The following is a 24968-nucleotide window of genomic DNA, read 5'->3' as shown; positions in this document are numbered from 1 at the left end:
TCTCCTTAACCACGCGTTGCAGGGGTAGCATCATATTGCGCCAAAACATCTACTAATTTCTTCTGGCCAGAAGCAACATGAATACCATCGCGGATCTTTTGATAAGTACCACAACGACAAACATTAGCCATGGCACTATCAATATCTGCATCGCTCGGTTTCGGAATTCTTTTTAATAAAGCAGCGGCAGCCATCACCTGTCCAGATTGGCAATAGCCGCACTGTGGAACGTCTAGCGCAATCCAGGCTTTTTGAACTGGGTGTGAATTGTCTTTAGAAAGGGCTTCAATCGTCGTGATCTTGGCAGCGTCAACTGCAGAAACCGGTATTGAACAGGAGCGCACTGGCTCACCATTGAGGTAGACAGTGCAGGCACCACACTGGGCAACACCACATCCGTACTTGGTGCCAGTCAGGCCAACGGCTTCACGAATCGCCCATAACAAGGGCATATTGGGTTCGACATCAATATTATGAATTTGACCATTCACATTAAGCTGCATGCTGCCTCCTATTTTTTCATTCTGAAATCACTATAAATGATTATTTACTTGCTGCAGTCGCACAAGAATTTCACTAAATGAAAAGCTATAACACCTTAAGAGCCATGCTCAGCAGGGGGCCATCACCGGATCCACCAAAAACCACCGAATTTAACCTGAATTTGCTATCCTTAAAGCTCAATTAAGGATAACTATGACTGACAACGCTCAAACTGAAAATGATGAAGATTTTGACTATGGCTGCGAATGCGCAATGACTTTGCTCAATGAGCCAACGGAAGATTGTTTGAATGACTTAATTGACGAACTCGATGAAGATGGCATGATTTCCACCGAAGTAGTTTACGGCCTGCTCGCCACAATCTTAATGAGTATTAACGAAGAAGACCACGAAGGTGACGAACATTAATTAGCAGCGCTTGACTTAGACTTGTAGTGCAAATTGATCCATAGCTTGAGCCATCTGAATATCCAAGTCGGTCAGCCCTTTGCTCGAATGGGTAGTCAAGGCTACCGCTACCGTATTCCAGGAGTTTGACCAGTCTGGGTGATGATCGATCTGATCGGCATACTGTGCGCACAAGGTCATAAACGCAAATGCTTGCTTGAAGTCGATGAATCTAAATTCGCGATAGATAGTATTTTTAGATTCATCGAGTACCCACAATGGGATGCTTTTCTGATAGTCAAAGTCACTAGGCAATAAAGTCTGTTTCATAATGTGTGCTTCATTTAAGAATGAACGCTTTGCGAAAGTTTTTTTAAGTCATCCGGATACAACCAGAGCCATTCGCCCTCTGCAAGATCTACAGGCATTGTATAGGCACCGATTTCGACTCGATGTAGTTTAGTAACATGATTACCCACTGCAGCCATCATGCGTTTAACCTGGTGATAACGCCCCTCAACGATAGTCATGGCAAGTACATTTTCTGAAAGCTGCTTACATGCGGTTGCAAAACAAGGCTTTGGATCATCATCCAAGACAACGCCCTTTAAGAGGCGCTCTATTTGAGCCGATGTAATGGGATCAGGTGTAGTAATTTCATAGACCTTACCAATATTCTTTTTAGGCGTAGTCATTTTATGAATGAACTGACCATCATCCGAGATCAATAAGAGGCCGGTAGTATCAAAGTCTAGGCGACCGACACATTGCAAGCCACGCTCCACAAATGGGGAGGGTAGCAAACTATATATACTAGGATGATGCGTTGTTTTATGGGAGCACTCGTAATTGGGTGGCTTATTAAATGCAATATAAGCCTTTTCGTGATACTCCCAGTCTTGACCCTCGACATTTAGAACTAGTCCTTCGGTAGTAATGCGCTCTTCGGGATCCTCAGCCAAAACACCATTGATTTTCACTAGCTCGGCGTACACCAGATCACTACAGTAGCGACGCGTTCCGAAGCCTTGGCTAAAGAGGATTTTTTCTAAAGAGATGGGTTTTGCCATATGCCGTACAGAATACTATAGAGGGCCTTTATTTTAGTAGTCTCACCGCCTTCAGCCTCAATTGATTATGATTGAGCATCCCCACCGATCACACACTACTCCCATGCTTTCAGACCCAAAACCACGCTCACCACTCCATCAACGCGAAGTCACATTCTATGGCTATGCGAGAGAGGATGGTCTATGGGACATCGAGGGTCACTTGAAAGACACAAAGTCCCATCCCTTTGTGACGGGCTCAAGAACTTGGTCGCCCGGAGAAGCAATTCACGATATGTGGGTACGAGTTACATTAGACAACCATCTCACCATCAAAGCGATTGAAGTGGTAATGGACGGTCATCCTCACCCAGAATGTACTTTGGTCATCCCGCCTATGGATGCATTAATTGGAGAGCGCATTGGCAAAGGTTGGCGTAAAACGATTGAGATGCACCTAGGCGGAATTAAAGGCTGCACGCACTTACGCGAGCTACTAAACAATATTGCTACTGCAGCCTATCAATCCATTCCTGGTGCACTGTTTGACCCCGATGAAAACAAGCCGCCTTTATATTTGGGGGCTTGCAAGTCTTGGGATTTCGACGGCCCAGTGGTAATGCGCGTCTATCCCAAGTTTTATCAGTGGAAAAAGTAAGTTTAGAACTCTCCACGATGTACGTTGAAAGCATTAAAGCATTGCTGTACAGGCATCACCTCTAGAACATTGATGTTCATGTGACTAGGCAAATTTGCTGACCAGTAAATGGCTTCAGCAACATCATCTGCACTTAATGCCTTGACACCGGTGTAAACCTGTTCAGCTTTATTGTCATCGCCCTTAAAGCGCACATTTGAAAACTCTGTGCCAGCACACATACCCGGCTCAATACAAGAAACACGCACTGGAGTGCCAAATAAATCAGCCCTGAGATTTAAGCTAAATTGTTTTACAAATGCTTTAGTACCGCCATACACATTGCCACCTGGGTAAGGATAGTTGGCAGCAACAGACCCCAGATTAATGACATGCCCCACTTTGCGCTCTACCATACCAGGTAAAAAAGCACGACTCATATGCACCAAGCCTTTGATGTTGGTATCAATCATACGATCCCAGTCTTCGAGGAAGGCTTTATGCGCCGGTTCAAGACCTAATGCAAGCCCTGCGTTATTCACGAGAACGGTGACCTTGGCAAACTCTGCAGGCAAAGATGCTGCCAGAGAATCCACTTTGGCGCTATCACATACATCTACTGCCATCGTATGAAGCTTCTTCTGTTGATCTGCAGGTAGCGATGCCTTGAGGGCATCTAAGCGCTCCACTCGTCTACCCACAGCAATAACCTTGTGACCATGCGCTAAAAAGCGCCTCGCAGTTGCTTCACCAAATCCGGCAGTAGCGCCAGTTACTAAAACGGTATGTTCCATACTTCCTCTACGAATTTCAAATAAATGGGATTAGTCATTTAATATTAATGCTTATATGGCATTCTTGCGCACACTCACTTTTTTTCTATTGCTCATCCAGGGATACTGGGTCTGTGCCAATGAAACGTCCAGCGCCCTACCCTTTGGTCTTGTAAATATCTCACAAGAACGCTCCAAAGACCGTGTCCTAGAATTCTGGGGATATCACGACTACCAGGGCTCGCAAAACTATAGCGACACCCTCAAGCTGCGCTACTACAGCCCACTCAATATTGGTGACTGGCATGGAACAGCCAGGCTAGACACATCGTATCTTGCTAACTACGGTCCACAGCAGACCAATCAATCGACTGGAGCCTACACTCCTAACACCGCCATGCTCACCGTTTGGGGAGGCCTGCCGACTTGGTTTGGCAATGCAGGTGCGCGTGTAATTGCGCCGCTACAAAATCAAGGTCAATGGGCTGCTGGTCCGCAATTAAGCACTTCGTTTAGACCCAGCTATACGGAGACAAATATATTTTCTGATTTCTCACCTTTGACGCGTTACCTCTATGGCTTTAGTCCTAGAACCGCTCCCGGCTCAACAACGCCGGCTTTAATACGGCGCTTAGAGCTTTACCCCACACTGGGATTCAATCTTAGCGCCAATACTCAAATTCGGTTTTGGGATGAGAACAGCATTAATTACAACACAGCGGGCGGAGGTTGGTTTGTACCAATCGATGCTATGGTGACACATCGCGTCAATCCACATTTCTTATTTGCCATAGGCGCAGCTAAACAAGTAGTGCAAACCTATCAACAATATGATTGGTCGGTTTACAGCAAACTCTCTTTTACCTTCTAGAGCTTAGAGCCCTATTAAGCAACATCGACTAAAGAGTTCGCCTCTAACTTAGCAGCACCAGATTTGACTAAAGCATTCGGCAACCACTGCAGAAACTCTGGCATATCCATATTAAGCTGTTTCGCAGCGCTTCTTAGTGCTGGCGTATTCTCAATCCAATCAGCCACCAAATCAATATCTTTTGCTCGCCACTCGATGAGCTTGTATTTCAATAGAACTTTTGCGCCATGGCGGGCATTTCGCTCTGGACCAGAGGCTAAGTAATCTAATCTAGATCGCGCTATCGCAATAGATCCAGCCACATCGGTAAATGGCTTGCCATGCCCTGGTATCACCAGACTCACTGGTAGACTCTCAATCAAATCTAAGGTCTGTGCGACCTCTTCAAAACCAGGCTCACCCCAAAGCTCTGGAAAAATCACACCAAATCCCTCTTTCCAAAGTGCATCGGCTGAAATCAGAAGACGATGCTCTGCTTGGTAAAGCATCACGGAATGAGGATCATGACCAGGAGCTGCCAAGACCTGCCACAGAAAGCGTCCCAACAGAATTTCCTGCCCAGGAACTAGCAAACCGTGATGCGCAAAACGCGGGCACTCTTGCCCCAGATTTTGATAGCTCAATAAATCTTCATCCCAATCTATCACTGCTTGATCTTCAGAAGCTGGAATGAGGATTTCACAATCAAATGCTTTGACTAGAGCAGCATTGCCGCCACAGTGATCTGAATGCAGATGCGTGTTAACGACTGTATTTAAACCGGGCAGTGAATGCTTCACCAGGGCGTTGCGCACCAGCTCGAGAGTAAGCCCTTCATGCGCGCAATAGCCACTATCAACCAGGGAAACATTCTCATCGCCAAAATGAAAAATATTATTTGCAGATAGCCAGCCCCTTTCAAAGACTTCAATTCCTGGAGGCAATAAACGGATGGGCACTTTAATTCTTGGGGCTGGATTGCGCAGTCACTTCTAACTTCCGAATATCAAACTGCTGCATTTGCAATTTCTGCAAGAGATCTTCATAAACTTTTTTATCTAACTGCGGCGCTCTAGAAAGAATCCAGAGATACTCCCGCCGAGGATCACTGACTATGGCTAGCTGGTACTGGGGGTCTAGATCAATCACCCAATAATCTCCCCATACCATTGGCAAAAAGGAAAGCCATGCTGGAGCAAAGCGTACCTCTAGCCTCGGTGAATCTTTTCCGCCCACTTGTCGCGCTTCACCCTCGGCCTCAGAAATATCGCCATCAGCAGTTTTGCAGCTATTGAGAACTTTTAAATTACCGTCGGACCTCAGTGAATAGACCGCCTTAGTATTGCCAATGCATTTTTTCTGAAACCAGTTTGGGAATTTCGCAATCTCATACCAAGTACCTAAATACTTTGGAACATCTAAAGAGGCAATCGTTCTTACTGGGGTATCACTTTGACCATCAGCAGGCAAGCAAACCGCGAGTAGCAGGCTCACTAAAGCAACTTGTATTTTCATCATGACTAATAGTACTTCTTCAAATCCATACCAGCATACATACTGGCAACTTGCTCGCCATAGCCATTAAACATCTGGGTCTTTATTTTGGGTGCAAACACACCTTTTGCATCACCAATGCGACGCTCAGTTGACTGACTCCAGCGTGGATGATCTACCAGGGGATTCACATTGGAATAGAAGCCGTACTCGCGGGCATCAAACTGACTCCAGCTCGTCTTGGGCATTTCTTCTGTAAACCGAATCTTCACAATCGACTTGGCACTTTTAAATCCATACTTCCAAGGAACCACGATGCGCACCGGCGCCCCATTCTGCTTGGGTAACACTTCGCCATATAAACCAAAAGTCAGTAGCGTTAATGGATTCATGGCCTCATCCATTCTCAGGCCTTCGCGATAGGGCCAATCGATAATATTGCTTTTCACTCCTGGCATCTGTTTACGATCAGCCAGAGAGATAAATTCCACATACTTTGCAGAACCTAATGGCTCTACTTTATTAATGAGCTTGGATAAGGAGTAGCCATCCCATGGAATCACCATCGACCAACCCTCAACACAACGCATACGATAAATACGCTCTTCCATTGGTGCAAGCTTTAACAAAGCATCAATATCCAAACTCATTGGCCTTTTAACCAAGCCTTCAATGGCAATGGTCCATGGGCGAGTTTGCAAAGTATTCGCATACTCAGCTGGATCAGCCTTATCGGTGCCAAACTCATAAAAGTTGTTATAGCTGGTGACGTACTTATAGGGCGTGAGGTCATCCTTGGATGCATAAGCCTGATTGAGCAATGCACTCAGCTTTTCTGGGTTAGCCGCCAATGCCTCTCTTGAAAACCAAGGGGCCAATGCCATTCCGAAACTACCTGCGGCTGCAGCCTTTATCAGATTGCGCCGATTTTCAAAAACGGCTTGAGGGGTAATATCGCTAGGAAGGATAGTCTGATCGATAAACCGCATGGCGTACCCCAATCAATGTAATTATCTTATTTTGCTACTGATGAGAATTTATTGCTTGCCGCTCTTTATTGGCACCCACAAGCAAAAGGCAAACCCAAAGGTTTGCCTTTTTATTATCTAACCTCATCAATGCTGATTTAGCCATTAAGCATGAGCCGCTTTCAGGGTTGCATTGAAAGTAGCGCTAGGGCGCATCACTGCCTCACACTTCTCCTGGTCAGCCATAAAGTAACCACCAATATCGGCTGGCTTGCCTTGAACTGCTTTGAGCTCATTCACAATCTTCTGCTCATTTTCCTGCAAGGATTTAGCCAAAGGTGCGAAATACGCTTGCAGCTCTTTATCTTCAGTCTGAGCTGCTAAAGCTTCCGCCCAATACATCGCCAAATAAAACTGGCTGCCGCGATTATCCAACTCGCCGGTACGCGGAGATGGTGACTTATTGTTATCCAACAATTTACCCGTTGCCTCATCCAGAGTGCGAGCCAAAATCTTCACCTTAGAATTCTTTGTCTTATCGCTAATGTCTTCTAGTGAGACTGCTAAAGCCAAGAACTCACCCAGTGAATCCCAGCGCAAGTGATTCTCTTCAACTAACTGTTGTACGTGCTTAGGAGCAGAACCACCAGCGCCCGTTTCAAAGAGGCCGCCACCTGCCATCAAGGGCACAATAGACAACATCTTCGCGCTGGTACCCAATTCCATAATAGGGAACAAGTCGGTGAGGTAATCACGCAAAATATTGCCCGTTACAGAGATGGTATCTTTGCCACGAATCACACGCTCTAAGGTGTAACGCATTGCACGAGTCTGGGACATGATCTGAATATCTACACCTTTGAGATCATAGTCTTTGAGGTAGGTATTGACCTTCTTAATCAACTCGGCTTCGTGTGGGCGGTACTCATCTAGCCAAAATACTGCTGGCGTATTAGAGAGGCGGGCACGGTTTACCGCCAATTTCACCCAATCCCGAATTGGGGCATCTTTCGCTTGGCACATACGCCAAATGTCACCCTCTTCCACATTCTGCTCGAGCAATACAGTGCCGTCGTCAGCAACAATCCGGGCTACGCCAGCTTCTGGAATCTCAAAAGTCTTGTCATGTGAGCCATACTCTTCGGCCTGTTGCGCCATCAAGCCGACGTTAGGTACTGTACCCATTGTGGTTGGATCAAAGTTACCGTGCGTCTTACAGAAATTAATGATTTCTTGATAGATCCGGGCAAAGGTACTTTCTGGAATCACTGCTTTAGTGTCATGCAAACGGCCATCAGCACCCCACATCTTGCCGCCAACGCGAATCATGGCAGGCATAGAAGCATCCACGATCACATCACTTGGGGAATGTAAGTTAGTGATACCTTTGGCAGAGTCCACCATTGCCAATGCAGGGCGGTGCTCATGGCAGGCATGTAAATCCTGAATGATTTCTTCGCGCTTAGATTCAGGCAAAGTCTTGATCTTATCGTAGAGACTACTCATCCCGTTATTGGCATTCACACCCAACTCTTCAAACAACTTGGCATGCTTAGCAAAAGCATCTTTATAGAAAATCTTCACAGCATGCCCAAAGACGATCGGATGAGAGATCTTCATCATGGTTGCCTTCACATGCAAGGACAACATCATGCCAGTCTTGTAAGCATCTTCAATTTCTTTTTCGTAGAATTCGCAAAGCGCTTTTTTGCTCATGTACATGCTGTCGATAATCTCGCCAGCCAACAAAGAGACTTTTGGCTTAAGAACAATTGTCTTGCCACTTTGGGTCACTAAATCCATCTTCACATCACAGGCTTTAGTCATCGTCATTGACTTTTCACCGGCATAGAAGTCGCCACCATGCATATGCGATACGTGGGTCCGGGAAGCCTGACTCCATTCACCCATAGAGTGAGGATGTTTACGAGCAAACTGTTTCACCGCATTGGGTGCGCGACGATCTGAGTTACCTTCGCGCAAGACCGGGTTTACTGCACTACCCAAACATTTGGAGTAGCGTGCACGAATCGCTTTTTCTTCATCATTCTTAGGATCATCTGGAAAATGAGGGATTTTGTAACCCTTAGCCTGCAATTCTTTAATTGCTGCCAGCAACTGAGGTACAGAAGCGCTGATATTAGGCAACTTAATAATATTGGTATCAGGCATCAAAGTCATCTTGCCAAGTTCGGCTAAGTTATCAGGTACTTTTTGCTCAGCTGTTAGGCAATCAGAAAACTCAGCCAAAATACGGGCAGCAACAGAAATGTCACTAGTCACGATCTCTACACCAGCAGGCGCTGTAAAAGTACGAATGATCGGCAGAAATGCACAAGTCGCCAAGAATGGCGCTTCATCTGTCAGCGTGTAAATAATCTTTGATTTCTCTGAAGCCATTAACGTTTCCTCAATATTGAAAAATTTACAGGGTCAGGTTTTAACCCGCCGGTCTCACAGCTGCATTTTGCAAGCCGCTTTTAGCGCACCCATTGCCAATGCAGAGAGTCTTTCATTTTAAATCATTGGGCTTGGCAAAATTGGCACATTTGTGATCTAAAGGCCTTGAGGATGCCCAATTTAAGGGAATCCACCAAGTACCCTCAGCCGATTATTTGTTAGATCCCACTGCCGATGAATCAGCACATCTATATATAAAGCTTAAGAGGCTTTTGCGAGTGGCAAATTAAACAAGAGATTTTGGGGTTTTAGCTTTAGCTCTTGCTGTGCATTCATGGCAATTGCCATGTAGACCGGCTTACCAGTCTGAGCTTTAGCTACTGCTGCCTCATCCATAAAGTCTAGACGGAACAGGCAAATCACCTTTTCTAACTCATCAGCCTCAACGGATTCCTTGTTATAAAGCTTATTCAACACCTCTGTCGCTGCTGCATCCAAGCCAACATGCCAAGACCACTTGGGATCACTAATTTGTTGCATGGGGGTAATACGCACCCTTGCGCCCAAGAAATGCTCTATCCACTTCTCTAAGACACGGCAAAAGTGGTTGATAGGCTCATGCCCAAAGTTCAGCTGTACCGCGAAATCAAAGTCCTCATTTCGCGCCCAGTACTCGGCAGCATTTTCTTCATACAAGACATCTAAATCAGCTGACCTCATCGTCATCGATTTACCCTTGAGCAAATCCATGATGTTTCCGGTATCGCCGGCTTGGGCATTGCGAACAACGACTTCTTCATCCGCCCCCATCACAACCGCATCTTCAAGCACGGTAATCTTCTGAGTTCTAAAGAACAACTCACCCATTCGCGCCTCTAAGGGATGAGGCTGATCTCCCAATAGGTGTCTCACAAAGATCTGCGCTAGTTGGGCAACAAATAAGGGTGGCACATCAACGCCCTCACCATTAAACAGGCTCATATAAAAACTTTCTAAAGAGCTTGCAGCCAATAGGCGCTTTCGGTAGCGCAGCCAAACTCGGTAGTTTTCCTGAATATCCTCATCCGTCATGGCAGCAATTTCAGGTTCAGCGATTTCGGCACGGGGGTTTTCAAGCAAACGCTGATGCAAGGATTGTTCAATCGCACAGGACTCTGGCACCAAGCTGAGCTCAGGCCTTTGCAAATATGTACGCAAAAAGTCGTCTGTGACCAATAGCTGTCGGTCTGGGCTAACTAAAAGGGTGTTGTATGCGGAATTGGGCCAGTAATTTATCATGTCATCGAGCCAAATTAGGCTCACCATTTGAATCTGTAAGGCTCAGAATATACTAGCCAATCAATTTTCGTGAAATAGGAAAACATCATGAGTGAACTCAAAAAAATCGATACCGTCGTAGGCGACGGCAAAGAAGCGGTGGCTGGTAATCACGTTGACGTGCATTACACCGGCTGGCTATATGACGAAAAAGCGGCTGACCATAAAGGTCAGAAGTTTGATAGCTCATTAGATCGCGGCCAATTGTTCAGCTTCCCTTTGGGTGCTGGCCACGTGATTAAGGGCTGGGATGAAGGCGTTGCGGGCATGAAAATCGGTGGCAAACGCACTCTTATTATTCCCTCTGATATGGGCTACGGTCCTCGTGGTGCAGGCGGCGTTATTCCACCCAATGCAACCCTGGTATTCGAGGTAGAACTGCACGGGGTCAATTAATCCCCAGCAGTCCTATTCACTAGGCAGGATGCAAAAGGCCACCCTAGGGTGGCCTTTATTTCTTCTATGATCCAGGCGCTACTCAATTAAGAACGCAAATCCTTGCCATTTAGCGTCAAGCGATTAGTAGAGCGGGTTTGACAAAGGCTGATGAGGCGATTTCTTTCAGCCATCACCTTATCCGTATAACCACCATCATCTTCTGCATTAGCAGCACCCACGTAAAACTTCAAGCCGTTGCGCAATGAACCAGCGGTGGCGATGAGATACTTCAATATATAAGCACCGACGCGAATATTTACTTCAGGCTTAACAGCCTGCGTGGTACCGCCATACAACGCGTATTTATCTTTATGCACTGAAGTCATTACCTGCATCAAGCCTTCAGCACCAGCCTCACTCCGGGTGGTTGGATTGAAGTTTGATTCAACTGAAATCACGGCCAATAAAAGCACTGGATCAATCTTGACTTCTTTTGCAACCAAAATTGTGTTTGAGACGTATTCTTCGATCTTAGCGCGATCTAGCTTGTATTTCTTCTCGAAGAAATCAGCAACGGCACGTTGATTTTGAATCGAGCCCATTAAATTGCTATCAAGCGCTTGCGGGTCAATCTTCGATGTTGGGATGCGATCAGCCAAATGAGAAATCGACTTCACTTGCACCTGCGCTACAGAAGGCATCAGCAATGCAACTGTCTGCTGCTTAGGACCACCCAAGCCCGTTGAGATCGGGTTGGATTTGTTGTAGATCACCGCAGCAATTTCTGAATCGGCTGTCTGGGCGGCACTGTCATTTGAAGCCTTATATTGCTCCAGCATGCCAAAGCCATTACTCCAAACCATATTGCGAGCCTCGTCCGGCACTAAGATGCGGGCCAAGTCAAAGGCACCAGCATTCGTACCGTTACCCGAAAGCCAAAGGCTGACAACCACAAATACAGCCATCACGAGCACGCCATTGATGACTCGGTAGACTGGAGCCATGGCCTGTGACAGCAGATCTTTTGCAGCCAGAATCGCTGGTTGCCGATCTTGCGTATCATCTAAATTGTAGGTAATCCATTTATTCATCTAATTTTTTGCGCACCCCGAAAATCTGCATCACAGATTTTTGTTGCACTGCAATATTTATAAAACATGGGTCATCCTAAGAAGGTTCTTATATCAAGTCAAGCATAAAGAAAGTCATTTCCATAACTTTCCAGTCTCGAAATACCGGATCTCTCACATGCGTCTTCTGTTATTGATAATTTATTCATTTAAATCAATCAGTTATACAAGTTAGGAAATACTAATTTCATACTGTAAAAAAATGGTCAAAATCAGACTTTTTTACGATTTCATCAAAAAAAATTACCCCAAAAACCATACATCTAGTGTTTTGTGTAACCCAAATTTCTACCGGTAGTAGCACTTCCATAATTGCTGCAAGGCATTATTTTTAAAGTATTTTCGGATGAAATGAAGCGTTGACTTTCAAGCAAGCCACTTGGTGGGCTGAATTTCTGATTCGCTCTGCAGCTAGTTTGGATTAAAAAATGGGCAATGGCTTACGCCTCCCCCTACACTGAGATCCTATGAACATTCTTCGTCAGATTCTTGTCCTGGCATTAAGCCTATGCCTACTCAACCCCATTAGCGCCTTCGCCATATTCGAGGAATGCCAAGACCTTTTCCCGCAGCAGAAAGCCCCCAGCACCCAACAAACAGGACGAGATTTGTGCTTCGATAGCTATGCCATCTACTACTCGCCTATAGAGAAGAAGCCTATCTATACAGTCGAGAAGCTCAGTCGAGAACGCCTATCGACCCCTCACCCCAAAAGAAGCAATCGGTTTTATGAGGAAGCGAGGTTGCCATTTGCAGAGCGGGCCCTACTCTCAGACTACCGCGGAAGTGGGTATGACCGAGGCCACAACGCCCCAGCCGGGGATATGAGTAATGAAAGGTCAATGGCCCAGTCCTTTTCATTGGCAAACATGATGCCCCAGGCGAGACAAAATAATCAGGGTATTTGGGCTAAGAATGTAGAGGAGCCGACAAGACTCTATGTCAAAAGAGCTGCTGGTGAGGTTTATGTGTTTACTGGATCCACTGGTAATAGCGGCAGTATTGGCAGCAGCCGAGTCACTATTCCTACCCATCTATTTAAATTGGTTTATGACCCCAGTAAAAATTTGGCATGGGCCTATTGGATTGAAAATACCAATGAAGCCAATATGACTCCGCCAATCTCTTACCAAGACTTGGTTAAAAAAACTGGCATTGATTTTCATTTGCCGCTGAATGCTATGGCCACCACCCCTAAAGCAGCATCCTCAGAGCCCAAGGACGGCAGGATCATCGGTGGCTGGTATCCCATATTTTTTGATCATTACTCTCAGACTAAGCTTGATCAACTTATTCAAAACATCAAAGAAGGTCGGGTAGCCAGCATTCAGATTCAGTATGACCAAAATGGTGATCTAGCCAAGAAAATTGGAGGTCAGCTTGAAACTCAGACCTCATTCATTCCCACTCTTATTCAAAGTAGCCCTCCGAATACTGCAATAGTGACTTATGAGCGCAGTCGGGTTATTGCAATCGTTCGCACAAAATAAAGTTAGCGCTCTTCTTGACCATGCGCTCTTTGGATGGGCGCCAAAAGTCCACGTAATCCATTGTGGTCAAGCGTGTGCATCAACTCTAGCAACTGGCCCAGCTCTCCCTTAGGAAATCCCTCGCGCGCAAACCAAGCCAAGTAATTTCCTGGCAGGTCTGCCAATGCACGCCCAGCATGTTTACCAAAGGGCATTTTCATTAAGACCAGTTTTTCGAGGGCTTCTGCATTCATGTGAGAGAAATCTTACAAGCAAAAACGATAAGCCTCATAAATTCCACCATTTATTAGAAAGTGGTCATTTTTCTATTTGAGAATGATTCTCATTTGATGCTATATTGAGAACCATTCTTATTTAGATTTTTTAACCACCAACCTAATATGACTATGAAATTGACCATCAAAAGACTGATCGCCTTTAGTTTTATTCTTGCAACCGCCCTTCATTTCTCTTTTGCCCATGCAGGCGAAGGAGTGTTTGGTTGGATCTATACGCTTGATCTTCAACCTAAAGGCAAGTTGGAATTTGAACAACGCCTGCAGTTAAATCAACAGCAGGCAGCGGGCACATATGAAGCATGGACTGCTAGATCCGAATTGGAATATGGCCTTACGAATGATTTGCAAATTGCGGGCTATATCAATTCGTATTACACCAATGCCAATCAGAACTACACCAACCCTGAGGCATGCGGAGAAGAGCCCACTTGTACCGGTGGCTATGCGGTACCCTCCTCGCATGATCCTGCCACCCCATACCGAAAGAGTGGCATTGAAGGTGGCTCACTCGAAGCCATTTATCGACTCACCAATCCAGTGACATCTCCTGTTGGAGTTGGTTTCTATCTCGAACCTACCTGGGGCAGAAATAAAGATGAGCTTGAAGCAAGACTTTTATTGCAATCCAATTTCATTGACGATCGCTTAGTGCTTGCTGGCAACGTCGTAGTGGCAAATGAACGCTTGAAATTTATTGAGAATGGCAATGTCCCTGAGTCTATGCTCGATTTTTTAGTGGGCGCTAGTTATCGCTTTGCTCCAAAATGGTCTGCAGGAGTAGAGGCTCGCTTTCACAACGATTATTCAGAATTAAATCTACACAACCAAGTACAACGCGCCACCTTTGTTGGTCCCAATATGCACTATGCCGCTAAGGACTGGTGGGTAACTGGGGCCTGGCGCTATCAATTAGCAGGTGGCAACTGCATGGGTGGCGGTGAAGCTGAATGTTCGAACGCTCGTGTTTGGGATAGTCATACCATCAATGAATTCATTGTCAAAGTTGGCTTTCCACTGAACTAAGGAGCAAGAAATTAAATGAACTGGAAACCTAATCCCTTTGCGATTGTTGGGCTGGCAATGGTGAGTTCACCCATCATTGCTCACGCAAAAATATATGCTACTGCCGAGCAATCACAGAAAATTCTCTTTCCTAATAAGCAGCTCACAAGAGCACCCATCATCATTACTGACGATTTACAAGAAAAAATGCGGGCGGCATCTAGCATTCGTCACCCTTTTCAAGGAGACCGCATCTGGAAGACTACCGATGGTGGCTGGCTTGTCATCGATGAGGTAGTCGGCAAACACGAAATGATTACCTATGCTGTCGGGATTGCACCCAATGGCAGCATTTTAGGTATTGAGATTTTGGAATATGTCGAGTCTTATGGCTATGAAGTAGAAGACGCGCAGTGGCGTAAACAGTTTGTTGGCAAGACTGCAAAGGACCCCATCAAACTGAATCAAGATATTCAGAACATTGGTGGCGCCACGCTTTCTTGCAAGCACATTACTGATGGCGTGAAAAGAGTGGCAGTCTTATATGATTTAGCACTTAAAACAAAATGACGACGCGCTGCAAAGCTCTTCTGGGAACATTTATTGAAATCTCAATTGATCAAGATGATGACCGGGCGATAGATAGTGCATTTAGTACAGTAAAACAGGTTCAGAATCTGATGAGCTTTCACAACCCTTTAAGTGAGCTCACTCAAATGAATCGATGGGCGCATCTAGTGGCTATGGAAGTTCATCCCTGGACTGCGCAAATCCTCCAAATTGCCATCAATGTTTATGAGCAATCGAATGGTTTATTTAATTGCGGCATTGGCAATCGACTAGTGGCTGCTGGATTATTGCCCATTCATATTGACCTATCTCAATATGAGTTTGGTGGCATTCAAGACATCCAATTTCTGGAGCCACAGGTCATCACCTCCACTAAACCCATCTGCTTAGACCTTGGCGGAATTGCTAAAGGCTTCGCGGTGGATAAAGCGGTGGAAAGCTTAATGGTCAGCGGAGTCCAATCTGGCTGCGTAAATGCGGGAGGCGATCTTCGAGTATTTGGCGATAACCCCCGATCAGTCCAAATTCGGAATCCAAATAAACCCAGACAATTAATTGATATCGGCTCATTACAAAACGGGGCTATCGCGACAAGTGGCTTGTACTTTGCCAATAGAGATCAGCATCTCAGTCACATCATTAATCCTTTGGCGCAAGATGCCTCTGAAGCGCATGTGAATGTCCCGGACTCTTATTCCATTCTGGCCCATGAATGCGTCTACGCAGATGCTCTTACTAAGGTACTTGCGCTCTCAGGCAGGCATGATCACCCATGCTTTCGCCACTTCTCAGCACAAGCCATTCGGATTGCTGCATGAGTCGTTTGGGAAAGATGCCTAGCTGGCAAAAATTATTCGTACTTAGCGGCATGCTTGCTTGCTCCATTAGCGGGAGCTTGTATCTGCTTGGCCATGAGTTTCATATTCAACGAACAACCTTGGGAACTCATTCTATTTTGGCTGCTCACGGAGTTGCAGCAATCTTGGCCACTTTAGCCCTAGGGTCAATACTACCCTTTCATTTAAAAGCAGGTATTAAATCCAAAAAGAAATGGATTAGCGGGTTTAGCCAACTGAGCTTTCTAGCGATCTTATTAATTTCAGGAGCCCTACTGTATTACGGTCCAGAAGAAATGCGAGATCGTGTTGTGAGCACTCATTGGATGGTTGGACTGATATTCTTTGCAATCTTTTTATTACACGGACTAAGAAAAATAGAATATTCGAGCCCATGAGTTAGCCGAGGGGTACACTGACTGAATTCGGTACTTGCCCCATAAAATGGCTCCATGGACTACTCAATATTAATCAGCCCCTCCTTGGGGATTCTTGTTGGAATCCTCATGGGCTTAACTGGTGCCGGTGGCGGAATTCTATCTGTCCCCCTGTTAATTTTTGTGATGCACTTTAGTGTGGCCGAGGCAGCACCTATTTCACTCTTGGCGATTGCAATCGCCTCTTCAGTCGGAGCTATCTTAGGCTTAAAGAATAAAATTCTGCGCTACAAAGCATCTGGCTTTATGGCAATTTTTGGTTTGTTACTTTCACCCGTTGGACTCTGGCTAGCTCAACGAATCCCCAATGCACCGTTATTAATTCTCTTTAGCTGCACTCTGTTTTATGTCTCAATCACTCTGTTTATTCGAGCCAGAAGAGAAATCCTTGGAATGCCGTCAGTCGAAAGAAAGCCGCCGCCTTGCCTCATCAATCCAGATAAAGGCAAGTTAGACTGGAATATCCCCTGCGCAAGAGCATTGATGTTTTCAGGGGGCTTAGCAGGCTTTTTATCTGGGCTTCTAGGGGTTGGTGGTGGCTTTGTGATTGTGCCCTTTCTAAAGCGCTATACCGATCTATCCGCACAGTCGATCGTGGCAACCTCTCTAGGAGTACTTGCAATAATTGCTAGTGGGGGCGCCCTATTCTCAATTGCCTCAGGCAATATGAATGTATTGGTTGCTGCACCTTACTCTCTGGGAGCCTTAGTTGGCCTGCTTATTGGTAGGGAGTTTGGCAAGAAGCTCAGTGGGCCCAGATTGCAGCAGATTTTCTCTGTACTCGTATTTGTCGTCGCTATTGGCCTGATTATCAAAGGTCTGAGTACCATATGAAAAAAGCCCTTACTGCTAAGGGCTTTTTCTTTTTGCAGCAAGCTTGATAGTTAGTGCCCACCAGCACCGCCCAAGTAAGCAGCCTTCACGGCTGGATCATCTTTAAGCTTTGCAGCTGGTCCATGAGTAGCAATCTTGCCGTTCTCAAGCACGTAGCCATAGTCAGCGACATTCAAAGCTGCGGCTGCGAACTGCTCCACCAATAACATCGTGACGCCCTGTGACTTGAGATTGGAAATAATCTTAAAGACTTCTTCAACCAAGATCGGGGCCAAGCCCATTGATGGCTCATCTAAAAGAATGATTTCTGGATTTAACATCACTGCACGAGCCATTGCCAACATTTGCTGTTCGCCACCAGATAAAGTACCCGCCAATTGATTGCGGCGCTCTTTAAGGCGCGGGAACATTTCTAAAGACTTTTCAAGATCGCTCTTGATATCGCCCTTAGGGCGGCTACCTGTAAAACGAGGGAATGCGCCAAGCAATAAATTGTCAGTCACAGACATAGTCGTAAAAACGCGACGACCCTCGGGGCTGTGGGCCAAGCCAAGGCGGGCGATCTTATGAGAATCGTAGCCATCAATTTTTTCACCACCAAGCGTCACTTCACCAGCAGTTGGCTTAATCATGCCAGTGATAGCGCGCATCGTGGTCGTTTTACCTGCACCGTTAGAGCCAATCAAGGTGATCACTTGCCCTTTAGGAACATCAATATTGATGCCATGAAGGACTTTAACTTTGCCGTAACCGGCTTCAAGATTTTTAATAGATAACATGGTATTTACCGATTCAATATGTTCTAGTGATTAAGTACCCAAGTAGGCATGAATCACCTTCTCGTCTGCCTGAACTTCAGCCGGCTTACCTTCTGCAATCTTCTGACCAAAGTCCAATACAGAGACGGTATCGCAAACTGACATCACCACATCCATGTGATGCTCAATGAGAATGAAGGTAATGCCACTATCGCGGATCTTACGAATAATGCGCAAGAGTTCTTTAATATCAGGAGCTGTTAAACCCGCTGCCGGCTCATCCAACAAGAGCAACTCAGGGTCCAGCGCCAAGGCACGGGCGATTTCCAGGAGACGCTGCTTACCGTATGGCAAGTTACGCGCCTCTTCATTTGCTAAGTCATCCAAGCCAACAAATTTGAGAAGCGCCAAGGCACGAGCATGCGCTTCAGCCTCTTCCTTTTTGTAGCGCGGCAGATGCAAGGCAATCTCAACCATATTGGATTTAAAGGTGTGATGCAAACCAACCAAAATATTCTGGATGGCAGTCATCTCACCAAAAAGTTGCACGTTTTGGAATGTTCGCGCAATGCCTGACAAAGCAATGTCGGATGAAGTCTTGCCAACTACGCTCTCACCAGCATATAAAACATTACCAGCGGTAGGCACATAAATACCGGTTAACACGTTCATCATGGTGCTCTTACCGGAACCATTAGGACCAATCAAGCCATGAATGGTGCCGCGCTTGATGCTCAGATCAACATTGTTCAACGCTTTTAAGCCACCAAACTGCATCAATACAGAGTCAACTTTCAAAAGCTCAGTACCAGCATTTTGGTTGGCAACAGTGCTAATAAAGCTAATCGAGTCATCCACTACTTCAGCTTCTTCACCGCGAGTGGTTTTTGCTTTGCCAGCTATCGATTGATAAAAGCTCTTAGCAAATCCAACGATACCGTTTTGTAAGTAGTACACCACTAGCAAAATCATGAAGCCAAAAATACTCAAGCGCCAGTCAGAAATACTATCAAGCCAGAATGAGAACGCCGCTAAGCCCACTACACCAGCAACAGGAATAGCTACACGTTTTGGAGTAGTTACTTGCTTGGACAAAGCCAAGCCTGCACCCACCACCACTACGATGGCAATCAATGAAGCTACGATACGGAATAAATGAATATCGTCCAATAGTTTAGGCAACAACACAATAATTGCTGCACCAATCACAGCACCCAAGCGCGACTTGCGTCCACCCATAATGATGCCGAGCAAAAATAGAACCGCTAATTCGTTGTTATACGTGTTTGGTGAAATGTATTGCTCTGAATAAGCGTATAGGGCACCAGCTAAACCAGCAAAGCCTGCACTAATGACAAATGCGATCACCTTAAAGCGATACACAGAAACACCCATACAGTCACAAGCCACCGGGCTATCACGCAAAGCCTCAAAAGCACGACCCATTTGGGATTTAACAAAGCGGTCTACAACAATCAGGGCAAGGATAGTTATTGCAGAAACTAACCAGAAATACTCAGCCTTAGTCATTGGCACACCCATGAGTTCTGGGCGAGTTAACTTAATTCCCAATGGGCCTTCAGTTAACCAAGTCATTTCATTAATCAGAATCTGTGCAATGGTTCCAAACGCCAAGGTCACCATCGCCAAATATGGTCCGATCACTTTTAAAGCCGGCAAGGCCAAAATGCCGCCGAAAATTGCTGTCACCACAATAGCAGCTGGAATCGTTACCCAAATTGGCAAGCCGAGGTGGAAAAATAAAATACCTGCGGTGTAAGAGCCAATACCAAATAAAGCAGCATGACCCAAAGATACCTGTCCTACATAGCCAACTACGATATCCAAACCAAACAACAAGATGGTGTAGATCAGAATTGTTTCAGCTAAGTGAATGTAATAAGGGTTATGGATAAATAGGGGTAAACAAAATAACCCTAGGATTGCAATTAATAGAGGTAATAGAGACTTCAATTTCATCATTAAACTTTCTTAATTGCAGATTTGCCGAAGAGACCAGATGGCTTGTATGCCAATACCAGCAATAACAAGATCAGACCGGGGACATCTTTATATCCTGTAGAGATATAGAAACCCGTTGCTGTTTCTACGATGCCAAGGATCAAGCCGCCAACAATAATTCCGAGACCGCTCGATAAGCCGCCAATAATGGCCACCGCGAAAGCCTTCAAGCCTAAAGCGCCGCCCATCGTTGCGCCAGTTAATGTGAGAGGCGCAATCAATACACCAGCAAATGCAGCAGTCAATGATGACAAAGCATAAGAGAAGGTAATGACTACGCTGGTATTGATGCCCATTAAGCCAGCCGCGTCGCGATCGTTTGCAGTCGCTACAACTGCTTTACCGTAAATAGTTTTACGGTTAAAGAACTCCACTAACAACATCATGACAAGTGCGCCAACGACCACCAAGATTTCCATTGGCAGAATATTGGCACCTAAGAAGCTCATTGGCTCCATCGGCAAAGGGGATGGGAATGGTAATGCATCACGACCCCAGATATTTTCGGCAACGTTCTTAAAAATAATTCCAAGAGCGATAGTGGACATAATCCAACCAAACTCAGATTTGATTTTGATTGCTGGGCGCACACCGATGAGCTCAACGAAGCTACCTTGGATCATGCCAAAAATACAGACCACTGGAATCATCATCCAGTAGTTCATACCAAAGGTATCTACGCAGGTCAATCCGACGAGAGCGCCCAACATGAGGGCCTCGCCCTGACCAAAGTTTAGAGTGCCAGAAGTGGCAAAAGTAAGCTGAAATCCAAAGGCGATAACAGCATAGATCATCCCCACTGCTATACCGCTCGAGAGGATTTGTGCAAGCATTTCCATTGTGTTGACCTAAATATACTTAAAACTGTTTAATTGACGAATCCGCCATTGTAAGCAAAACGCCGCTTTGGGGGCGGCGTTTTGGGGATACCAATGTTGCAGTGCGGGATAATTCTAGAGCCCGCCCACCATTGAGGTAAATTACTTCTTCTTCGGAGTTGCATCCTCAGCGTTCAAGAACTGAACACGGCCACCCTCAACCACACCCATGACAACGTCTTTTGCTTTAACTGCCTCATGGTCAGTTGCTGTGTATGGCTTGTTATAAGTCATTACAACGCCATCTACTGGAGTTTTGAGGTCTTGCAATGCAGCCAAAATCTTTGGGCCATCAGTGCTATTTGCTTGCTTGAGCGCCGCAGCCAATAGGTACACAGAATCGTAGCCTTGAGCAGCAGAAACCGGGGAAGCGATGTTGTTATTTTTTGGCTTGAACTCTTTTAGGTAAGCTTCTTGGAAAGCCTTGCGCTTAGCAGTTGTAGATGGAGATTGAATATAAGTTTCAGGCATTGTTGCGCCATCACCGTTCTTGCCGGCGGTATCAATAAAGCTAGCCATAGACAATGTCCAGCTACCAATCATTGGCTTCTTCCAACCCAATTTACCCATGCCGTTAGCAATCTGCGCCAACTCTGGTCCGATGGCATAAGTCAAAATTACTTCAGCACCAGCATTCTTTGCTTTAAGCAATTGTGAAGTCATATCAACGTCGCCGAGATTGAACTTCTCAACCGCTACAGGGGTTACGCCATAAGACTTCAGAGCCTTTTCCAAGTCTTCGCGACCCAATTGACCGTAGTTTGTTGAGTCAGCCAAAATAGCCACTTTTTTCAAACCACGTTTTTCAACTGCCTCTTTAGCAATCATCGGGGCTTGAATATTGTCAGCAGCAGCAGTACGGAAAACATAGTTTTCTGCTGCATTTGGGAATTGATGAGTAATCAATGAACCGGTAGCAACGTTATTAATGACTGGAATCTTAGCTTCTTGATAGAAACGCTGTGAAGCCAATGCAACACCAGTGTTGATGTAACCGAGAGTAGCAACGACTTTCTCATTATTAATAAATTCTTGCGCAATTTGTACGCCGCGCTCGTTTTTAGCTTCATCATCACGCTCAATCAATACGAGCTTATTGCCATTAACACCGCCAGCAGCATTAATTTCTTTTGCAGCAAGACGCACGCCATCACGCATGCTGACACCCATTGAGGATGAGCCACCTGTGAATGGGCCAATAACGCCCACTTTAATATCGGCAGCGTAAGCACCGGTTGTAAGCATTGCAGCGGCAGCTACTGCAAAAATATGACGACGAATATTCATAAAGTCTCCATGACTAAAAATTACTAATGAAATAAATACTTTTTATAGGCACTACAGATAACGAAGCGTAATCTTACTATGATTGCAGTAGCAAAAAACACGCTCTCCTTAGGGTTTACATTAGCCCCTAGGCTAGCTTGTGAGACTAAAAAATGCTTATCCGCTTCCCCTTCTGAGCCACTTTTCTAGACTTGGCCAGAATAGGTTGACGATTAGACCGGCAATCACGAGGCCTGCTGCCAGAACTTTCCACAAAGGTAAAGACTCACTCAAGAAATAAGCCGAGGCCCCCATGCCAAAGATTGGGACTAATAATGGTGCAGGCGCTACAGCCGCAGCGGGATGCTTAGATAGCAACCAGGCCCAGGCGGCATAACCAAATAGTGTATTGCCCCAAGATTGCCAAAGCACTCCTGCCCACGCACCGAGAGGGGCGGAACTAAGAGAAGCACTGATATGCTCCCAGCCGCCTTCAAAAATCCAAGAAATTAGAAAGAGGGGTGGAAGTGAAAATACACTTGCCCAAACAACGTATGACAACATATTGATTGAGCCAGCGCGCCGGCTAACAGTGTTCGCCACACCCCATGACAGACCTGCAAAGACTACTAAAGCCAACCCCAAAAATGAGGTGTTTGCATCGGTATGGAGCGCAATGATTGCTAGACCAGTCATCGCTACTGAAACCGCAACCGCTTGGTAAAGTCTTAAGCGCTCTTTAGCAAAGAACATTGCAAAGCCGATTGTGAAGAAAACTTGCGTCTGAATGACTAAGGAAGCCAAACCCGGAGAGATGCGGCCATCAATAGCGAAATACAAGATGCCGAATTGCCCAACTCCAATTGCTACACCATAGGTGCAAAGATTGCTCCAGGGGACTTTAGGTCTTGGGATGAAAAATACCAAAGGTAAAAATGCAAAGGTGTAACGAAGTGCTGCAAATAAAAATGGTGGAAACGAAGCCAAACAAAGCTTGATCACCACAAAGTTGGTGCCCCACACCGCCACAATCGCTAAGGCCAGCAGAAGATGACTTGCAGGCAGTTGATTGCTTTTGTGGGGACTATGCACTAGTGATTAACTCCGCAACGCGCTCTGCAATCATCATCGTAGGCGCGGCAGTATTGCCTGAGGTGATCGCGGGCATAGCTGAAGCATCCACTACGCGCAAATAATGAATACCTCTCACCCGTAATTGTGAATCTAGCACTGCCATTGGATCATCAGCACGCCCCATCTTGCAGGTACCCACCGGATGAAAGATGGTTGTACCAATATCGCCTGCAGCTTTCACTAAGTCTTCCTCAGTTTGATACTGCGCGCCCGGTTTATATTCCTCGGGGGAATACGGCGCAAGCGCTGGGCTTTGCACAATCTGGCGCGTTAGTTTTAATGACTCGATGGCAATCTTGCGATCTTGCGCGGTCGATAAATAATTTGGGTGAATAACTGGTGGCGCTTCAGGATCGATAGAATGGATATGGATGCTGCCACGCGATGTTGGGCGGAGATTACAAACACTTGCAGTGAAGGCATTAAAAGAATGCAAGTCTTCGCCAAACTTTTCTAATGAAAGCGGTTGCACGTGATATTCCACATTCGCACTTTTCTGCTCTGGTGAGCTATAAGCAAATGCCCCCAACTGAGAAGGCGCCATGGACATAGGGCCGGAGCGCTTAAAGAGATACTCGAGGCCAATCATCATCTTGCCAAACCAAGAATTCGCTTTGGTATTTAGAGTCTTAATACCATTGACTTTATAGACCATCCGTAACTGTAGGTGGTCTTGGAGATTCTCACCAACGCCAGGTAAGTCAGCCATCACGGGAATACCTAATCGATTGAGATGGGCGGCAGCACCAATACCAGATCGCTCCAAAATTTGTACGCTACCAATAGCGCCGGCACAAAGTAAAACTTCGCCGCCTTGATCATGTGCACATAAAGCTTCATTAGCAAGGCCGTCTTTTAAATACTCCACCCCGTAGCAATTTTTGGTCGCAGGATCAATATTGAGTTTTGTCACTACTGCCTCAGTAATCACCGTGAGATTACTGCGCTTGACTGCATCTCTTAAAAATGCCTTAGAAGTATTTAATCTCCAACCGGCACGCTGACTGACATCAAAGTAGCCTACGCCAAAGTTATCGCCACGATTAAAGTCATCTGATGCCGGAATCCCTGCCTGCACAGCAGCCTCTCTAAACTTATCCATGATGGGCCAGCGTAAGCGTTGCCGAGAGACAGTCCACTCACCGCCTTTGCCATGCCATTCATTGGCGGGCCCGTGATAATCCTCAAACTTTTTGTAGCGAGCTAGGGCATTTTCCCAAGACCATGCATCGTCACCAGTTGCCTGCACCCAGGACTCATAATCTCCCGCTTGACCACGCATATAGATCATGCCGTTAATCGAAGAACAGCCACCCAAAACACGGCCGCGCGGATAAAGCAAAGAACGGCCATTCAGGCCTTTTTCTGCAACAGTCTTAAAACGCCAATCCGCCCTAGGGTTATCAATGCAGTACAGGTAACCCACCGGAATGTGAATCCAGATGTAGTGATCACTCTTACCAGCCTCGATTAGCAACACCTTTTTTGCAGGATTTTCTGTCAAACGCTTGGCCAACATACAACCGGCGCTGCCTGCCCCAATAATGATGTAGTCGTAGGTGTTTGCTTGTGTCAT

27 protein-coding genes are annotated in these 24968 nt (G+C 45.9%); 10 read left to right on the top strand and 17 right to left on the bottom strand.

Features of this window, described 5'->3' with window-relative positions:
- Positions 1-5: 5 nt before the first annotated feature.
- The gene (locus AOC07_RS02040; protein ID WP_215357985.1) at positions 6-503 is read right to left on the bottom strand and encodes a (2Fe-2S)-binding protein; all 498 of its coding nucleotides are present in this window, start codon (positions 501-503) and stop codon (positions 6-8) included.
- 193 nt (positions 504-696) lie between these two features.
- Between AOC07_RS02040 and AOC07_RS02035 the strand changes: the two genes are divergently transcribed.
- On the top strand, positions 697-912 hold the full coding sequence (locus AOC07_RS02035) for a hypothetical protein (RefSeq protein WP_215293754.1): 216 nt from the start codon (positions 697-699) through the stop codon (positions 910-912).
- Positions 913-927: 15 nt separating this feature from the next.
- On the opposite strand, the gene AOC07_RS02030 is transcribed toward AOC07_RS02035, so the two are convergent.
- Both AOC07_RS02030 and AOC07_RS02025 read right to left on the bottom strand, forming a co-directional pair.
- The gene (locus AOC07_RS02030) at positions 928-1221 is read right to left on the bottom strand and encodes a 4a-hydroxytetrahydrobiopterin dehydratase (RefSeq protein ID WP_215357983.1); all 294 of its coding nucleotides are present in this window, start codon (positions 1219-1221) and stop codon (positions 928-930) included.
- A 14-nt stretch (positions 1222-1235) separates the two neighbouring features.
- Entirely contained in the window at positions 1236-1961 is a 726-nt protein-coding gene (locus AOC07_RS02025; RefSeq protein WP_215357982.1) for a pseudouridine synthase, read from the bottom strand.
- A 103-nt stretch (positions 1962-2064) separates the two neighbouring features.
- Here AOC07_RS02025 and AOC07_RS02020 point away from each other — a divergent pair, with 103 nt between their 5' ends.
- Positions 2065-2598, top strand: a complete 534-nt coding sequence (locus AOC07_RS02020) for a DUF2889 domain-containing protein (RefSeq protein WP_215293751.1) — start codon at positions 2065-2067, stop codon at positions 2596-2598.
- A gap of 2 nt (positions 2599-2600) precedes the next feature.
- On the opposite strand, the gene AOC07_RS02015 is transcribed toward AOC07_RS02020, so the two are convergent.
- A complete protein-coding gene (locus AOC07_RS02015; RefSeq protein WP_215357981.1) occupies positions 2601-3371 on the bottom strand; it encodes an SDR family NAD(P)-dependent oxidoreductase in 771 nt (256 codons plus the stop codon).
- 55 nt (positions 3372-3426) lie between these two features.
- On the opposite strand from AOC07_RS02015, the gene AOC07_RS02010 reads away from it, so the two are divergent.
- On the top strand, positions 3427-4221 hold the full coding sequence (locus AOC07_RS02010) for a hypothetical protein (RefSeq protein WP_251371704.1): 795 nt from the start codon (positions 3427-3429) through the stop codon (positions 4219-4221).
- Between the two features lie 14 nt (positions 4222-4235).
- Here the strand turns inward: AOC07_RS02010 and AOC07_RS02005 are convergent, their stop codons facing one another.
- The 5 genes from AOC07_RS02005 to AOC07_RS01985 all read right to left on the bottom strand — a co-directional run bounded on the left by AOC07_RS02005 (position 4236) and on the right by AOC07_RS01985 (position 10367).
- Complete coding sequence (locus AOC07_RS02005) at positions 4236-5159, bottom strand: MBL fold metallo-hydrolase (protein ID WP_251371702.1); 924 nt, start codon at positions 5157-5159, stop codon at positions 4236-4238.
- Position 5160: 1 nt separating this feature from the next.
- Positions 5161-5718, bottom strand: a complete 558-nt coding sequence (locus AOC07_RS02000; RefSeq protein ID WP_215357980.1) for a lipocalin family protein — start codon at positions 5716-5718, stop codon at positions 5161-5163.
- A 2-nt stretch (positions 5719-5720) separates the two neighbouring features.
- A complete protein-coding gene (gene msrP / locus AOC07_RS01995) occupies positions 5721-6683 on the bottom strand; it encodes a protein-methionine-sulfoxide reductase catalytic subunit MsrP (protein WP_215357979.1) in 963 nt (320 codons plus the stop codon).
- 144 nt (positions 6684-6827) lie between these two features.
- Complete coding sequence (locus tag AOC07_RS01990) at positions 6828-9062, bottom strand: NADP-dependent isocitrate dehydrogenase (RefSeq protein ID WP_215357978.1); 2235 nt, start codon at positions 9060-9062, stop codon at positions 6828-6830.
- A 261-nt stretch (positions 9063-9323) separates the two neighbouring features.
- Positions 9324-10367, bottom strand: a complete 1044-nt coding sequence (locus AOC07_RS01985; protein WP_251371701.1) for a DUF6352 family protein — start codon at positions 10365-10367, stop codon at positions 9324-9326.
- A gap of 60 nt (positions 10368-10427) precedes the next feature.
- Between AOC07_RS01985 and AOC07_RS01980 the strand changes: the two genes are divergently transcribed.
- Positions 10428-10775 carry an FKBP-type peptidyl-prolyl cis-trans isomerase gene (locus AOC07_RS01980; RefSeq protein WP_215293745.1) on the top strand — a complete coding sequence of 116 codons (348 nt, stop codon included), beginning with the start codon at positions 10428-10430 and terminating at the stop codon, positions 10773-10775.
- 86 nt (positions 10776-10861) lie between these two features.
- Here the strand turns inward: AOC07_RS01980 and AOC07_RS01975 are convergent, their stop codons facing one another.
- Positions 10862-11848 carry a transglycosylase SLT domain-containing protein gene (locus tag AOC07_RS01975; protein ID WP_215293744.1) on the bottom strand — a complete coding sequence of 329 codons (987 nt, stop codon included), beginning with the start codon at positions 11846-11848 and terminating at the stop codon, positions 10862-10864.
- Between the two features lie 506 nt (positions 11849-12354).
- Between AOC07_RS01975 and AOC07_RS01970 the strand changes: the two genes are divergently transcribed.
- Entirely contained in the window at positions 12355-13377 is a 1023-nt protein-coding gene (locus tag AOC07_RS01970; protein ID WP_215357977.1) for a DNA/RNA non-specific endonuclease, read from the top strand.
- A gap of 2 nt (positions 13378-13379) precedes the next feature.
- Here the strand turns inward: AOC07_RS01970 and AOC07_RS01965 are convergent, their stop codons facing one another.
- Positions 13380-13610, bottom strand: a complete 231-nt coding sequence (locus AOC07_RS01965) for a DUF3820 family protein (RefSeq protein WP_215357975.1) — start codon at positions 13608-13610, stop codon at positions 13380-13382.
- 153 nt (positions 13611-13763) lie between these two features.
- On the opposite strand from AOC07_RS01965, the gene AOC07_RS01960 reads away from it, so the two are divergent.
- From AOC07_RS01960 to AOC07_RS01940, 5 genes are read left to right on the top strand one after another with little or no spacing between them, the layout of a single operon-like run.
- Positions 13764-14678, top strand: coding sequence for a DUF6662 family protein (locus tag AOC07_RS01960; RefSeq protein ID WP_215357973.1), 915 nt, complete (start codon positions 13764-13766; stop codon positions 14676-14678).
- A 15-nt stretch (positions 14679-14693) separates the two neighbouring features.
- On the top strand, positions 14694-15227 hold the full coding sequence (locus tag AOC07_RS01955; RefSeq protein ID WP_215357971.1) for an FMN-binding protein: 534 nt from the start codon (positions 14694-14696) through the stop codon (positions 15225-15227).
- On the top strand, positions 15224-16045 hold the full coding sequence (locus AOC07_RS01950; RefSeq protein ID WP_215357970.1) for an FAD:protein FMN transferase: 822 nt from the start codon (positions 15224-15226) through the stop codon (positions 16043-16045). The genes AOC07_RS01955 and AOC07_RS01950 overlap by 4 nt, the downstream gene beginning before the upstream one ends.
- Positions 16042-16461 carry a hypothetical protein gene (locus tag AOC07_RS01945; protein ID WP_215357969.1) on the top strand — a complete coding sequence of 140 codons (420 nt, stop codon included), beginning with the start codon at positions 16042-16044 and terminating at the stop codon, positions 16459-16461. Before AOC07_RS01950 ends, AOC07_RS01945 begins: the two co-directional genes overlap by 4 nt.
- Positions 16462-16515: 54 nt before the next feature.
- Positions 16516-17334 (top strand): sulfite exporter TauE/SafE family protein, encoded by an 819-nt coding sequence (locus AOC07_RS01940; protein WP_215357968.1) that lies wholly within the window; start codon positions 16516-16518, stop codon positions 17332-17334.
- Between the two features lie 50 nt (positions 17335-17384).
- Here the strand turns inward: AOC07_RS01940 and AOC07_RS01935 are convergent, their stop codons facing one another.
- The 6 genes from AOC07_RS01935 to AOC07_RS01910 form a co-directional block, all read right to left on the bottom strand.
- A complete protein-coding gene (locus AOC07_RS01935) occupies positions 17385-18113 on the bottom strand; it encodes an ABC transporter ATP-binding protein (protein WP_215293729.1) in 729 nt (242 codons plus the stop codon).
- A gap of 30 nt (positions 18114-18143) precedes the next feature.
- The gene (locus AOC07_RS01930; RefSeq protein ID WP_215294267.1) at positions 18144-20072 is read right to left on the bottom strand and encodes an ATP-binding cassette domain-containing protein; all 1929 of its coding nucleotides are present in this window, start codon (positions 20070-20072) and stop codon (positions 18144-18146) included.
- Positions 20073-20074: 2 nt separating this feature from the next.
- Positions 20075-20953, bottom strand: a complete 879-nt coding sequence (locus tag AOC07_RS01925; protein ID WP_215293728.1) for a branched-chain amino acid ABC transporter permease — start codon at positions 20951-20953, stop codon at positions 20075-20077.
- Positions 20954-21094: 141 nt separating this feature from the next.
- Positions 21095-22279 carry an ABC transporter substrate-binding protein gene (locus AOC07_RS01920; protein WP_215293727.1) on the bottom strand — a complete coding sequence of 395 codons (1185 nt, stop codon included), beginning with the start codon at positions 22277-22279 and terminating at the stop codon, positions 21095-21097.
- 156 nt (positions 22280-22435) lie between these two features.
- The gene (locus tag AOC07_RS01915) at positions 22436-23323 is read right to left on the bottom strand and encodes an EamA family transporter (RefSeq protein ID WP_215358415.1); all 888 of its coding nucleotides are present in this window, start codon (positions 23321-23323) and stop codon (positions 22436-22438) included.
- Positions 23324-23342: 19 nt separating this feature from the next.
- The gene (locus tag AOC07_RS01910; protein WP_215357967.1) at positions 23343-24968 is read right to left on the bottom strand and encodes a GMC family oxidoreductase; all 1626 of its coding nucleotides are present in this window, start codon (positions 24966-24968) and stop codon (positions 23343-23345) included.

This window comes from Polynucleobacter sp. UB-Raua-W9 (assembly GCF_018687435.1).
GTDB lineage: Bacteria > Pseudomonadota > Gammaproteobacteria > Burkholderiales > Burkholderiaceae > Polynucleobacter.
The sequence above is the reverse complement of the archived record's forward strand: the minus strand, read 5'-3'. Positions and strand labels throughout refer to the sequence as shown.